We start from the raw sequence: 13,906 nt of genomic DNA, 5'->3' as shown, positions 1-13,906 counted from the left end.
TGAATTAAAGGGGCCAAAGCCTGAGGTATCCCCACAAATTTAAACATCATGATAGTTCATTTCAGTAAAAAGGCGTTGAAGCAGACGAATGCTTCTTCACCACTGAAGTGGTGAAATCCGACACCTTGTCTGAACTCCTCTTTTACCTAAGAAAAAAAGAAAGCAACGCGTCTATTTTTCACTCTATTACATTGATATTTGAGATGCAGCTTTGTAGTTTCTAAGGTAAACCAATGAGGAGTAGGGCCATCGCAGTGAGCGCCGTCAGGAGGACAAGTACAGACAAACGATCTGCTCGATAAGTCATATTATGCCTCTGCGGAGCGATTAGGACTAGCGAAGGGAAAGGTTCGAGTTACGGATATCATCAACTAAAAGCATTAAATCTTAATAACTTTAGCTCCATAAAATCGAGGCAAAAACAATAAAGCCCTAGCATTAATAGATGCAAGGGCTTTATCAAATTGATAACCAAATTACAGGCACTATATGCACCCCAGATGCCATTGGCTTGGCTCCTAGGAGCCGTTTTTCATTGAATAATACATATAAATCAACTAACTAGCCAAACTTCCCTAGCCCACTCCCAAACTGTTGTCCACTCCTCTATTTCACCACTCTCCGGTGTCCAGTAAACCACGGCACCCTCAATCGTGACCGCATAAAAGCCCCCGTCATGAGCACAGATCGGCGTGTGCTCACGGGACAGACCAATCGACCAAGCATAAGCCGCCACTTCCGGCAGATGCGTATGGGATGATGGGTCAGCCACGGTCACCGGCTCTATAGAGCCACAGACAACATCACTCACCGTCAAGAGAAACTCTTTGAAATCCGGATAAAGCGGTACACAGATCTCTTCCTCTGCCGCCACGACATCATCAAAATCCGGCAGTTCTAAAGGAGTCACAACATCAATATTAGCGTCACGTATCGCATCAATTACATCTTGCATAATTCTTCCACAAACCTTTACGTATTGATCACTGACAAAATACTAAACTGAATCGTTTCAGAGCAATTCAAGTATAGCTTCGGCACTACTGACTTCAAAGGTTTTAGGCTCTTCAATATTGAGGGCGGTGACTACGCCATCTTCAACAATCATTGCATAGCGACGTGAACGCACACCACCAAACGAACCGCTATCCATCTCCAGTCCTAGCGCCTTGGTTAACTCGGCACCGCCATCAGCCACCATAGTAATCTGCTCAGCATTTTGCGACTCGGCCCAAGCTTTCATCACAAAAGCATCGTTAACAGAAAGACAAGCAATCAGATCAACGCCTTTACTTAAAATATCATCCGCCTTAACAATGTACCCCGGCAGATGGGATGACGAACAGGTCGGCGTAAACGCGCCGGGTAACGCAAACAACACTACTTTCTTACCCGCAAAAAGTTGCTCAGTGCTCACCGCCGCTGTTTCACCCGCGAAGATAGTGCTAACACTGATAGCCGGAATTTTATCGCCTACTTGAATCATAACCGTTACCTATAGAGATGTTATTGAGTGCATAGTTACACCGATACTGCATAGAAGCAGATCATCCAGTATTTTATTGCATAAAGAAAGCGAAACAGAACCCAAGCAGCACCTAGCTAACGGAAGCATTGCGGCTGAAAATCCAGCATCAGCCGGCTAAGATAAACCCGGTGATCCGCCGATATTAGTGTTTTTCTGCTTCTTCCAGCATCACCGCTCTTTTGGCTGCCTCTTGCTGAACGTAATGATTAATATCATCAGCAAACTGCTTAACCTCATCGGGACGCGTCGGAATTTTGGGAATATCTGAAGTTGAATGGGTAGAATCCTGTTCCATCGATCTTAACGGGGCTTCCTTTGGCGCCATCTGCTGCATGCTCAGCAACCCGACAACCAATAACACAATCATCAATATGATGAATTTCATATCCCCTCCAATAGCAGTACAACAACTAAAATCTCTATCAACAATAGCAGATTATCAACCCTTCAATGCCGGCCAGTTGAACGTCGCTATTCAAGTGTCGCCTCATCGCCAGCAGGATTCTGCAAGGTGTTATCAGCGGATCGGCAGGCAAGGCTTAGCGAGTGACCTGTAGCGCTCTTACACGAACGAGCGTAAACGCAACATGCCGTTTCCATGCAAAGCCTCAGCAGATGCGAGGCAGTTGCTCAGCCGATATCCAATCCACCATTCGCTTGCCACCAAACACCGTTTCCATCTGTACAAACTTGAGGGGGTCGGCGGTCACCTCACCAATGATGGCGGCTTCTGCACCTTGCGGATGCTGCCGCATGATAGCTAATAACTGTTCTGCCTTACCCGCCGGGCAGAAGGCGACCAGCTTGCCTTCATTGGCAACGTAGAGCGGATCGAGCCCAAGAAACTCACAGGCGGCGCTAACCTGCGGCTTAATCGGAATATTTGTTTCAGCGATGGACACGCCTACCCCGCTGCTTTGGGCGATTTCATTCAGGGTCGCGGCCAGCCCACCCCGGGTTGGATCACGCATACAGTTGATGTCGGGGACTTCGGTTACCATGGCGGCGACGAGGTCGTGCAGCGCTTGGCTATCGGATTCGATAGAGGTTTCAAAGGTTAGCCCTTCGCGCAGTGACATGATGGCAACACCGTGATCCCCTAAGGTGCCGGACAGCAGTACTTTATCCCCCGGTTGCACTCGGTTACCCGACAAGTTAAGCCCTTCAGGTACTACACCGATACCAGTGGTATTGATAAAGCATCCATCGCCTTTACCTCTCTCCACCACTTTGGTATCACCGGTCACAATGGCGACACCGGCGGCTTCTGCCGCATGTGCCATGGAAATAACAATGCGCTGAAGATCCGCCAAAGGGAAACCTTCTTCTAAAATAAAACCGGCAGAAAGAAATTTAGGTACAGCACCGGACATGGCGACATCATTAACCGTACCATGGACAGACAGCGCCCCGATATCACCGCCGGGGAAAAATAACGGTGAGATCACATGGCTATCGGTCGCCATCACTACTCGTCCCGGCGGCAGATCAAAACAGGCTTGATCATTCATCTGCTCTAACCAAGGGTTAGAAAAAGATTGTAGAAACAGCTGGTCTATCAACTGCGCCATCGCTTTACCGCCACCGCCGTGGGCCATTTCAACCCGGCCATGTTGTAAATCGAGAGGATGACTGTATTCAGTTTGTTTGGTCATGGTATGTAAACCCTTTCTCACACGGCGTACTGATTTAACCTAGTGCGCTTAACTACGCCGAGCGTATTCAATTCAGCTAAGTTGCTCTTTATTCGGCATTATCGGTGACGATTAGCGATTCTTGGTGGCGACCATAACTATAATACGCTGCACAGGCGCCCTCACTGGAGACCATACAGGGGCCTAATGGATTTTCTGGGGTACAAGCACCGCCAAATAGAGTGCAATCGCGGGGCGATTTCACCCCATGCAGGATCGCGCCACACTGGCAGGCGGCATTTTCAGCAGAGCTATGGTAATCAACTGGAAAACGAAGTTCTGCATCAAACTGAGCAAACTCCGGTCGAATTTTCAAGGCGCTGTGAGGCACAAAGCCTAGGCCGCGCCACTCAAAAGCATCACGCACTTCAAAGGTTTTAGCGACAATATCCTTGGCACGCTCATTGCCGTGCCGGGTGACCGCCCGGGAAAACTCGTTTTCAACCTCGGCGCGCCCATCGTTCAACTGTCGGATCAGCATCAAAATCGCTTGCAGCAGATCCAAGGGTTCGAAACCGGCAATCACAATCGGCTTGTTGTAATCAGTGGCAAAGCGCTCGTAGGGTTGGCTACCGATAACGGTGCTAACATGCGCCGGGCCAACAAAACCATCTAAGGATAACAAACCTAACTCGCCCGCTTCTGGGGAATCGAGAATGCTGCTGATGGCAGCGGGGGTGAGCACATGGTTACAGAAAACCGTGAAGTTGGTCAGCCCCAGCTGCTTCGCCTGATGAATCACCAAAGCCGTCGGTGGCGTTGTCGTTTCAAAGCCGATGGCAAAGAACACCACCTCTCTATCGGGGTTATCCTGCGCCAGTTTTAAGGCATCCATGCAGGAATAGACCATGCGCACATCGGCCCCGGCCGCCCGAGCTTTTAATAGATTACGTTTACGCGAACCCGGCACCCGCATCATATCGCCATAGGAGCAGAGAATAACCCCATGGGTCACGGCCAGTTCGATAGCGGTATCCAAGCGACTGATGGGCAAGACACACACTGGACAGCCAGGACCATGGATCATGTTGACATTATCCGGCAGCAGGTCCGGAATACCGTAGCGGAAGATCGCGTGGGTATGGCCGCCACAAAACTCCATCAAGTTATACTCCCGCGTCGGCAGCGCCTCCTGACGAATCCGCTCGGCAATCTCGCGGGCCATTTTGCCATCCCGGTACTCCTCGACATACTTCATGAGATCACCTGCTGATTGTCATCCATTGCCGCATCCAACTCACCCAGTTCAGCAAACAGTGCTAGGGTTTTGGCAGCCTCTTCTGGGTCGATTTTATTCAACGCATAACCGACATGCAGGATCACATAATCACCTACGAGTAGATCGGCAATCAGCGCAACATTGATCGTTTTACGCACGCCACCAATATCGGCGATGGCCGTATCATCATCGATAATCTCAACCACCTCTACGGGTATTGCTAAACACATTGGAATAACCCCTTTGCCACTTGCTTGTCTTTATTATTGTCATTCGCCAAAAGCTGCGCGATCTGCGCTTGCCCTAGGCTAATACCGGCATCATTGCAGGGTAGCAATGCTGCACTGTAAACCCTCAGCCCCGCCTGCTGTAACTGCTCGGTGAGCCCTTCTCGTAACAACTGATTGAGAAAACAGCCGCCCGCTAACACCACAGCAAGCCGAGTACTGCCTTGATGTTGTATAACCCATCGGCTTAAGCCATCAATCAATTGACGGTGAAACAATGCGGCTCCCCACTCAGGGTCTTGCACATCGGCTAACCTCGCCAGTAAAGGCTGCAGCAATGGTTGGCCGGTGGTACTCAAGTCGATCATCGGCGGTAGATCAGGCCAATCATGTTGCTGCAGATAACGGTAAGCACAGGCTTCAAGCTGCATCGCGGCATCCGCTTCAAAGCTGTTGATATGACAAATACCCAACAACGATGCCACCGCATCAAAGAGACGCCCGGCGCTGCTGGTTGGCGGGCAATTAAACTGTTGCTGCAACATCTGCTTAACCGTGATCGCTGCCGGCTGATTAAAACGACTGATAATCTCATCACCCCGTTGTAGCTGATACAACACCGCAGCGGCCGAGCGCCAAGGCTCTCTGGCCGCCCGATCACCACCGGGAATAAGCTGTTCAGGCAGATGACCTAAACGCCGGTATTGATGACCATCCACATAGAGCAGTTCGCCACCCCAGAGCTGATTGTCGATACCTAATCCTAATCCATCGAGAGCCAACCCCAATACGGGCTCACGCAAGCCCTGCTCTGCCATCACCGAGGCGATATGCGCATGATGATGCTGCACAGAGTACAACGGAATCTTATGCTGACTGGCATATTCCCGAGCAAATCGGCTGCTGTAAAAATCCGGGTGTAGATCACACACCACCTGCTCTGGCGTGATCTCTAATAACTGAATTAGATGCTCGGTCAGTTCGGCTAATGCCTGACAACAATCGGGATTATCCAAATCACCAATATACTGGGACACATAGGCTTTATCGCCTTGGGTAACACAGAGGGTATTCTTATAAAACGCCCCCACCGCCAGCGTCGATGGGCCGCTTTGCGGTAAACGTATAACCTGCGGTGCCAATCCGCGACCCCGACGAATCAAGGGCATGTCATCCGCTAACCCATTGACTACCGAATCATCACAACGGATACGAATATCCCGGTTATGCAGCACAAAACCATCAGCAATACCTTGCAACTCAAGGAGTGCTTGCTGATTATCAGTGACCAGCGGATTCCCCCGGCCGTTGGCGCTGGTCATCACTAAAAGAGGTGACTGCGGTTGGGTTAACCAATCCTCTCCTGTCGGCGCACCACATAAGCGATGCAGCAGCAGATAGTGTAACGGTGTATGGGGTAGCATTACGCCACACCACGCTAGCCCCGGTGCAATATCGGTGGGTAGCTCAGTGGTCGCAGGGCAGAGCACGATCGGAGCATCCTGCGCCTGTAACCGATGCTCACGGACATCATTCAACTGCACAATGGCCGCCAAAGATGGAGAGTTTAACCCCATCACCGCAAACGGCTTAACGGGCCGTTGTTTACGCTGTCGAAGTCGTACCACGGCTTCGGGATTACGGGCATCACAGAGCAGGTGGAACCCGCCGATCCCTTTCACCGCAACAATTAAGCCCTGCTCAATCAATTCTATGGCGGCCTCGATCGGGTCGCCCGGTTGTAACGCCCCCTCTGCGTTAGCAAAACTCAGCTGCGGCCCACACTCTGCGCAGGCATTAGGTTGAGCATGAAAGCGGCGATGGGTCGGGGTGCTATATTCCTGCTTACAAGGCTGACAGAGGGCGAAATCAGCCATGGTTGTAAACGCTCGATCGTAAGGTAGTGCGCGAATAATGCTATAACGTGGGCCACAATGGGTGCAGTTAATAAAGGGATAGAGGTAACGGCGGTCTGCGGCATCAAACAGCTCATGCAGGCAGGCGGAACAAACATTAGCATCCGGGGTAGCCGCCACCGTTAAAGGCCCCTGCTGTGTTTCAATAATGGAAAAGTCTGAATACGCTTGAGCAGCGGCAGATTCAACCAGTAACTGATCGATCAACGCCATCGGCGGCGGCTCACTGACGAGCAACTGCTGAAACTGAGCCAACGCTGCCGCCGGCCCTGCAACAGAGATGTCCACCCCGAAGGCTGAATTAGCGACCGTTCCTTTCAGCTTCAGACGGCGGGCAAGGTTATACACAAAGGGACGAAAACCAACCCCCTGCACCTGGCCACTAATCCGAATATTAACCGCTGAAATATTGATAACCCGCCCCTGCTGCATCGATGTAGGTTCTAATACTGGCTCTCGTATTGGCTTTATTAAAAGCCCTGTTATCTAGCTACCTGTTATATTACAAGTTATATGCCAACCTACTGAATATACCCCATGAAGCGCTGTAACGGGGAGGGTTACAGCTTGAGCCCTAAGATTTAATGGAAAGCAGCTATACAGTATTCCACCTAACCGGTTAATCGATTATCGCTACTCGCCTCGCCATACAACACCCGGTCATACTGTAAAACCTATAGCCCTAGGCCAAAGCGAAGCAGCATAAAGCAGAGCATACCCAGCACGATGGTGGTCAATAGATCCCGACGCCAAAAAGCGACCAGTGCGGCAAACACCCCGGCCAACAACCAAGGATTATCAAATCTTAGCCACAGTTCACCCCGAGGTAATAGCACCGCAGGCACGATAATGGCGGTTAACACCGCCGGCGGCACAAAGCTCAATCCGGTTGTTAACCAAGGCGGAAAACGCACCTTACCCGCAACGGCAAATAACACATAGCGAACACTAAAGGTGGCCATGAACATACCGACGATCAGCAACACTTCAGTCATCGCGGGTCTCCTGTGCAGAACAGCGCTTCAATAAGAGATGAAATGATAAGCCGGTTGCGATTCCGCACAACGCCGCAACGATTAAACCCAGCTTGTGAGGCATACCGATAGTAGCCATAGCGATCGCCCCAGAGACAATCACCGCTCCCCACATCGGCTTGGTTTTCAGATAGGGCACCACCATGCCGATAAAGGTGACCGACATAGCAAAATCTAATCCCCAATCCATCATATCCGGAAACAGCTCTCCTAAAGCAATACCCAAACCAGTGCAGAGTATCCAATTACCATACATCGCCAACCAAGAACCGAGATAAAACCAGTGCGCATGCTCGGTGTTTTGCTGCAGCATAAAACGATTACTGACGGCAGCAAAGGTTTCATCGGTCAAACCAAAGGCCATCATCACCCGCCAACGATGGGGCAGATGAGCCACCTTGGGTACAAGGTTAGCGGCATAGAGAATATGCCGTAGATTAACCACAAAGGTCGTGGCAATAATTACTGGTACCGCGGCCCCTGCCGCCATTAACCCTAATGCAATAAACTGGGCTGAACCGGCAAACACAATCACCGACATCGCCAGCGCCCCCCAAGCCGATAAACCGCTTGGGCCGGCCAAAGTGCCAAAAATAATGCCAAAAGGGATGGCGCCAATAATCAAGGGGATGGTCGCCTTAGCACCACCCAACATCTCACGTCTCTGAATCGCACGTAGATCCTGGTTGACCTGGGTCTGACTAGTCACAAACTTAACCTCATATAGATATCGGCTCTACTGTAATAGGAGTTCCCAGCCGGATGAGCGACCTGTCTAAATCCCAAATTACGATATAGCTGCAGCGCCCTTTCAAGCTTACTGGAGGTTTCCAGAAACACTTCTGACGCGCCTAACTCGCGCGCCTTATCCAGTGCCGTCAGCAATAACCGCCGCCCCACACCAACCGCCTGCCAAGCATCATCCACCCCCATTTTAGAAATTTCATACTGACCATCGCTATGCCGCGCCAGTGCAACGCAACCAACCACTTTATTATCCGCTTGATGGCGGGCAAACCAGATGTAGCCGCCCCGAGCAAGGTAGTAACCCTCAGGATTGTCTAATGCCTCAGAATCCCTTGGGGTCAGCTCAGCATCAAAATAGCGCGTCAACCAAGCCAAGTTGAGCCGTTTAAAGGCTTCGCGATAACCATCATCCCAGCCCGAAATAACCACTTGTTCACTGTCATGACGTCTTGTTAACTGTTGCAATACCGGTTCATAGAACCCCTGCTCATTGAGTAAAGTTTCAAACTCGGCCAACGAATCCAGTAGCGGGTATTGCTGAGCACAAATCAATCCGTCTAGGTGATTTTCAATCGCCTGCCATACGGGCGCTATCTGCTCTAACAAAGCGTCACTCTGTGGCGTTAACGCCAATAACTGTCGCCTTTCATCATCAGGATCTACTGTTTTGCTCAGCCAGCCCTGCTGCTGCATCTTACCGGCAATTTTACTGATCGCCGGATGGCTCACCGCCAGCTTTTCAGCCGCTTCGGTAACGGTCATCGGCCCCTGTTGATGCAACATATTAAACAACGGAAAAAAACTCGGATTAAGCTCAATACCCTGACTTTGATAGAGCCGAATCACATCTTGCACTAATTTATCGGACAGCCGCTTTAGCCGACTGCCGAGCGACAGGCTGCCAAAACTTTTCATGTAATCCATAGACCCAACCTTTTCCGCTGTATCAAGCAGCACATAAAACACAACCAAAACTAATTACGTAACTAGTTACGCATATTACTATAAAAAAGGAGGATTATGGAATCCTCCTAATGGCTGGTTTACTCGCTGGAAGGAAGACGCTGCTTAACCAGCCGGTTGAAGGTGCCTAAAACGATCAGAATACCAACATAGCAACCTGTACTAGCATGGGTGAAATGCCTACCACCAGACCCCCCACAACCATTGCAATAGTTGCTGCAATACCGATCATCTCAACATTTTGCTCTTGCTCTTGATGTACCATGAGTCATTCTCCAACTATGTTTGTGCGTTACTATCTACTAAGCATAAACAGAGCCAATATATACAAGTCCTTTTATTTCAATAAGTTAAAAAATATCGCTCGATTTCATCAGCGATGAACACCCTCAACTGCTGTCACTTATGACAAGTTTTTTGTCACCATTGACACGCCCTGAAGTTTTTTAACGCTTCGATTGAAAGACATGTTGACTTGATTAGCGGGTACTTGCGGATGATAGCCGCCTTGATTTAACACAGCATTATTAGCGCAGGCTGCTTAGATCTAAAGACGACGAATAAACGTAAAGGATGGCACTGGATAGAAGAATACTGACGAAATCATTAAATACTGCCAGTGAAGCGCCGATAACACCTTTATCGTCACGCAAATAGGATTATTACCGTTAGGGATTATGATATTAGCCGCTAAACATCAGCGCTAGCGCAACTGTAAGACAATCTGAGAAATCTAGGCTCTCGCAAACGCCTTAGCTTCACAGGTTAGCGCACCGCTGAAAGGTGATTTATGCCTAAACACTATTTACATCACCCCATCGATATTCCGATTCTGCTGCGCACGGCAAAAAATCGACGGTCCCGAGGGCAGAAAAGCAGCGTATTCAGTCCCGGTGGACTGAGCTGCCTCTGGGAACGCTATATTCCTCCCGGCCTCTCCATCGATATCTATTTCAAACACTTACCGTCCACCTTAACCGCTTCCGGTCAGGTGATCTGGTGCCGAAAACAACAGTCTCGGTTTTTACTCGGCATCGGTTTTGATGACCCGGAACAGGCCTATTCGGTCAGAATGATGGAGCAGGTCTGCCAGATTGAAAGTTATCGTTTACAACAACAACGCAATGGCCGCTCACTCAACCATGAACAAGCGGCCATCGAATGGATCAGGCTGCATGCCGCTGACTTTCCGCCCATCAGCTGCAACCCTCTTTAGTAAAGGGTTTAGATATGATGCTCTGCGATAAAGTCATGTAGCGAGTCATAACTCCAATCCGAGCCATCCGGATGCTTATGGTTATGCTCGTTCAGCTTCTCCATCATCTGTTTAACATTTTCGCCTTTCTTGCTCAGACCTTGGACGAAATGCACCGCTTCTTCAATGCGCTGCTGCAGCTCGGAATCAATACCCTCAACCTGCTCGCCTTTCTTGCGAATACTCACTTTAATGCCTGATTTCATGTTATGTTTCTCCTTCACACTGTACTTTTCTATAACGTTACCCCAGCACTGAGCAACTGAAAAGGGGACAGGTCAAAATGTATCTAAAACAACGCATTAAAAAGCAAATAATCTCACTCGCATTGATCACTACGGCCCTATTAAGCGCTGGCTGCCTGTCGAATAGCACACAATCGGAAGCCGCGCCTGAGTCACCCTCTCTCTCGGCAGCCATTAGCCACCCTCTCACTGGCAAGATTATCTCGATGGCCACGGGGCAGCCGCTTAGTTATCCCCAACTGCTGGATCAGTTAAAAAGCCGTCGCTTTATTCTATTGGGGGAGAAACATGACAACCCGGAACACCATCAGCGTGAGTTACAGCTGCTCAAGAGCTTACAGCAGGGCAAAAACACCCGTTTAGTGCTAGAGATGCTAGATGAAGCCCAAGCTGAACATATTGATCAGTTATCGGCTCATAGCAGCGACGAGCAGATCCAAACCACACTCCACTGGAATGATCGCAGTTGGCCATGGCAGGATTATGGCCCACTCATCAGCGCAGCACTCAAGGATCATAATCAACTCAACGCAGGGAATATAAGCAAACCGCTGATTATGCAGATTTATCAGAATACTCTTGCCGAACAGCCACGCCTCGCAACGGTCAAAACGATACCCGCAGCCATTCAAGCAACGATTCAACAGCAGGTCTACGACAGTCACTGTCAAATGATCCCTTTGGATCAGGTGGGGCCCATGACGCAGATTCAGCTTAGCCGGGATGCCAGCATGGCCTATGCGTTAAGCGAAAACCTTGGGGATAAGAGGCAAGCGATCCTGATTGCCGGTAGCTTTCATGCGCGTAAAGACACGGGTGTCCCTTTACATTTACAGCAACGAAGCGCAGCCGCGGTGGCCTCTATTCTGCTGGTTGAAATCGACATGCATCACAATACCATCGAAGCGGCGATTGCCCCCTACGCGGGTATGGCCGATTACCTTTGGTTTACCGGTAGATCTGCTGAAAAAGACTACTGCGCATCACTGCAGCAGCAGTCTCATCAGCAAAGCGAAGACTAGCGATTAGTCTTCGCGGCTGGTGACTTCCAACAGGTGGTAGCCAAACTGAGTCTTAACCGGGCCTTGAACCTCACCGACAGGTGCAGAGAAAACCACCTTATCGAACTCAGGAACCATCTGACCTGGACCAAAGCTACCCAGATCGCCACCTTGACCACCTGACGGGCAGCTAGAGTGCTGTTTTGCCAGCTCTGCAAATTCAGCGCCCGCTTCAATCTGTGATTTAAGATCAGCGCACTGAACTTCATTGCTTACCAAAATATGTCGGGCCGTTGCACGTGCCATAAAAAATTCCACCTCTATGTTAATTGTGCCGACAGGATCTCTTTTTTCGTTAGTCACTGCAACCCCGAAGAGAGGATTGACGTTATAACTATTACTGATATGCTTAGCCGATGGAACTCTCTCGCATCAATCTTAATCTGCTTATCTCGCTGTATTACCTGCTACAGCTCAAAAGCGTCACCGCCGCTGCAACCGCGCAGCATATTACTCAACCGGCCATGAGCCGAAATCTCAGCCAATTAAGAGAGATCTTTCAAGACACCCTAATGGTCCGGGTAGGCAATGCGATGCACCTAACCCCCAGAGGCGAACAGCTCTGGACCCAGCTACCGGATGCACTCAATCACCTTGAAAGCCTCTTGATTCCTAGCCAGTTTGAACCCGCCGGTTATCATGGCGAATTTAATATCGCCACCACCGATTTTATTACCCATGATCTGATGCCGCCGCTGCTAGCCAAGTTACAACAGGATGCCCCAGGCATCAGTCTGCATTTCCATCTCTGGCACCCCGGTATGATGGAAGCGCTACGCCAAGGCCGTATCGATTTAGCCGCCTGTATTCTGGACACTGTGCCCGATGATATCTATGGTAAACAGCTCGGTAGCGGTGGCTATAGCTGTTTGGTCAACCGCGAGCACCCACTGGCGGGCCAAGAGATCTCATTAAACGATTACACCCGTGCCGACCATATTGGCATCAGCGCCGGTGGCGATAAGATCCGCGCGGTCGATGAAGCCCTTAGTCAGCTCAATCGTCAACGGCAGATGAAGCTAACCGTGCCCTTTATTCACTCGGCAATGGCGATCACCCGGCAAGCGGGTTATATCCTCACACTGCCCACCCATATCGCCCTTCGGCTCGGCCCAGAATATGGCTTGATCACCCAACCGCTTCCGCCACAAATCAACATCCCCACCAGCCACTACTATTTGATCTGGCACCAACGGCTACAAGGCGACCCGGCACACCGCTATCTGCGGGAGCGAATGCTGGATAGCCTCCGCACCCAGGCCTACTAACACGGGCGCCAATAGCGCTTAATATGGTCATACCAAAAACTGATGACCTATATCCATATTCAGCATTCGCCGCCACCTCTGACGAAGCATACAATCGCTGCCGTTCACTAAGGGATGATAGATACAATGACTGAATGGCTAATCTTTGCCGGCATCATGCTGCTAGGCGCGATGTTACCGGGCGCTAACACGGCAATTATTTTACGCAATACATTGCAGGGCTCGCTGGCCACCGGCTTTATTACGGCGGCAGGCTTAGCCACAGCATTGGCGATTCATGTGCTGCTGTCCGTTATTGGCCTCGCCGCCCTGATTGAACAGACCCCCGTGCTCTACAGTGCGATTCGTTGGCTGGGCAGTGCCTATCTGATCTATCTGGGGATCGTCTATATAGCCACCCGCTCCAGCGACGATGCAGAAGACGATCAAGGCAACAACCGTCACCCGTTCATCGCCGGGATGATGGTCAGCCTGTTCAATCCAAAGATCTTAATTATGTTCGTGGCGATTTTCAGTCATGTGGTCGCCGAAGTTTCCAGCCTATGGATGCAGCTGCTATATTGTGCAACACCGGTATTAGTGGAGTTCTCTTGGTTGAGTATTCTCATTCTGCTGCTCACCCGGCCAGCGGTGCAGGCGCCCCTTAAACGGGTGCGGACATCAATCGAACGGGTTATCGGCGGCGGCTTAATACTGCTAGGCATCAAACTGGGGTTAGGTTAACCCCAGTCAATAATGGCAAGTGCAGC

Annotated in this window: 17 protein-coding genes; 4 read left to right on the top strand and 13 right to left on the bottom strand. The window is 50.3% G+C overall.

The annotated features are described in order from the left end of the window. Positions 1-553: 553 nt before the first annotated feature. The 11 genes from AC0L4K_RS05090 to AC0L4K_RS05040 form a co-directional block, all read right to left on the bottom strand. Entirely contained in the window at positions 554-955 is a 402-nt protein-coding gene (locus tag AC0L4K_RS05090; RefSeq protein ID WP_417227914.1) for an SMI1/KNR4 family protein, read from the bottom strand. 57 nt (positions 956-1,012) lie between these two features. Then, positions 1,013-1,486 carry a redoxin family protein gene (locus AC0L4K_RS05085; RefSeq protein WP_473268449.1) on the bottom strand — a complete coding sequence of 158 codons (474 nt, stop codon included), beginning with the start codon at positions 1,484-1,486 and terminating at the stop codon, positions 1,013-1,015. A 184-nt stretch (positions 1,487-1,670) separates the two neighbouring features. Then, on the bottom strand, positions 1,671-1,913 hold the full coding sequence (locus tag AC0L4K_RS05080; protein ID WP_473268448.1) for a hypothetical protein: 243 nt from the start codon (positions 1,911-1,913) through the stop codon (positions 1,671-1,673). A gap of 223 nt (positions 1,914-2,136) precedes the next feature. After that, on the bottom strand, positions 2,137-3,183 hold the full coding sequence (hypE, locus tag AC0L4K_RS05075) for a hydrogenase expression/formation protein HypE (protein ID WP_473268447.1): 1,047 nt from the start codon (positions 3,181-3,183) through the stop codon (positions 2,137-2,139). An 88-nt stretch (positions 3,184-3,271) separates the two neighbouring features. After that, complete coding sequence (hypD, locus tag AC0L4K_RS05070) at positions 3,272-4,420, bottom strand: hydrogenase formation protein HypD (protein ID WP_473268446.1); 1,149 nt, start codon at positions 4,418-4,420, stop codon at positions 3,272-3,274. Continuing rightward, the gene (locus AC0L4K_RS05065; protein ID WP_417227909.1) at positions 4,417-4,671 is read right to left on the bottom strand and encodes a HypC/HybG/HupF family hydrogenase formation chaperone; all 255 of its coding nucleotides are present in this window, start codon (positions 4,669-4,671) and stop codon (positions 4,417-4,419) included. Before AC0L4K_RS05065 ends, hypD begins: the two co-directional genes overlap by 4 nt. Next, complete coding sequence (gene hypF, locus AC0L4K_RS05060; RefSeq protein ID WP_473268445.1) at positions 4,662-7,016, bottom strand: carbamoyltransferase HypF; 2,355 nt, start codon at positions 7,014-7,016, stop codon at positions 4,662-4,664. The genes AC0L4K_RS05065 and hypF overlap by 10 nt, the downstream gene beginning before the upstream one ends. Positions 7,017-7,258: 242 nt before the next feature. Then, the gene (locus AC0L4K_RS05055) at positions 7,259-7,579 is read right to left on the bottom strand and encodes an AzlD domain-containing protein (RefSeq protein WP_417227907.1); all 321 of its coding nucleotides are present in this window, start codon (positions 7,577-7,579) and stop codon (positions 7,259-7,261) included. Next, on the bottom strand, positions 7,572-8,327 hold the full coding sequence (locus tag AC0L4K_RS05050; protein ID WP_417227906.1) for an AzlC family ABC transporter permease: 756 nt from the start codon (positions 8,325-8,327) through the stop codon (positions 7,572-7,574). Before AC0L4K_RS05050 ends, AC0L4K_RS05055 begins: the two co-directional genes overlap by 8 nt. Continuing rightward, positions 8,324-9,289: a bifunctional helix-turn-helix transcriptional regulator/GNAT family N-acetyltransferase gene (locus AC0L4K_RS05045; protein ID WP_417227905.1), complete on the bottom strand. Its 966-nt coding sequence runs from the start codon at positions 9,287-9,289 to the stop codon at positions 8,324-8,326. Before AC0L4K_RS05045 ends, AC0L4K_RS05050 begins: the two co-directional genes overlap by 4 nt. 175 nt (positions 9,290-9,464) lie before the next feature. After that, positions 9,465-9,593, bottom strand: a complete 129-nt coding sequence (locus AC0L4K_RS05040) for a hypothetical protein (protein WP_473268444.1) — start codon at positions 9,591-9,593, stop codon at positions 9,465-9,467. A gap of 525 nt (positions 9,594-10,118) precedes the next feature. Between AC0L4K_RS05040 and AC0L4K_RS05035 the strand changes: the two genes are divergently transcribed. After that, positions 10,119-10,544 carry a hypothetical protein gene (locus tag AC0L4K_RS05035; RefSeq protein ID WP_473268443.1) on the top strand — a complete coding sequence of 142 codons (426 nt, stop codon included), beginning with the start codon at positions 10,119-10,121 and terminating at the stop codon, positions 10,542-10,544. 8 nt (positions 10,545-10,552) lie between these two features. Here AC0L4K_RS05035 and AC0L4K_RS05030 read toward each other — a convergent pair whose 3' ends face one another. Further along, on the bottom strand, positions 10,553-10,789 hold the full coding sequence (locus AC0L4K_RS05030; RefSeq protein WP_473268442.1) for a hypothetical protein: 237 nt from the start codon (positions 10,787-10,789) through the stop codon (positions 10,553-10,555). Between the two features lie 77 nt (positions 10,790-10,866). On the opposite strand from AC0L4K_RS05030, the gene AC0L4K_RS05025 reads away from it, so the two are divergent. After that, positions 10,867-11,850 carry a ChaN family lipoprotein gene (locus AC0L4K_RS05025; protein ID WP_473268441.1) on the top strand — a complete coding sequence of 328 codons (984 nt, stop codon included), beginning with the start codon at positions 10,867-10,869 and terminating at the stop codon, positions 11,848-11,850. A 3-nt stretch (positions 11,851-11,853) separates the two neighbouring features. Here AC0L4K_RS05025 and AC0L4K_RS05020 read toward each other — a convergent pair whose 3' ends face one another. Further along, positions 11,854-12,135: a peptidylprolyl isomerase gene (locus AC0L4K_RS05020; protein WP_473268440.1), complete on the bottom strand. Its 282-nt coding sequence runs from the start codon at positions 12,133-12,135 to the stop codon at positions 11,854-11,856. A gap of 110 nt (positions 12,136-12,245) precedes the next feature. Between AC0L4K_RS05020 and AC0L4K_RS05015 the strand changes: the two genes are divergently transcribed. Both AC0L4K_RS05015 and AC0L4K_RS05010 read left to right on the top strand, forming a co-directional pair. Further along, the gene (locus AC0L4K_RS05015) at positions 12,246-13,157 is read left to right on the top strand and encodes a LysR family transcriptional regulator (RefSeq protein WP_473268439.1); all 912 of its coding nucleotides are present in this window, start codon (positions 12,246-12,248) and stop codon (positions 13,155-13,157) included. 126 nt (positions 13,158-13,283) lie between these two features. Next, positions 13,284-13,880: a LysE family translocator gene (locus AC0L4K_RS05010; RefSeq protein WP_473268438.1), complete on the top strand. Its 597-nt coding sequence runs from the start codon at positions 13,284-13,286 to the stop codon at positions 13,878-13,880. The last annotated feature ends 26 nt before the right edge of the window (positions 13,881-13,906 follow it).

The sequence above is a fragment of the Amphritea sp. GJ51-11 genome (genome assembly GCF_055808735.1).
Note: the sequence above shows the minus strand (reverse complement) of the source record. Positions and strands in the feature narration are given on the sequence as shown.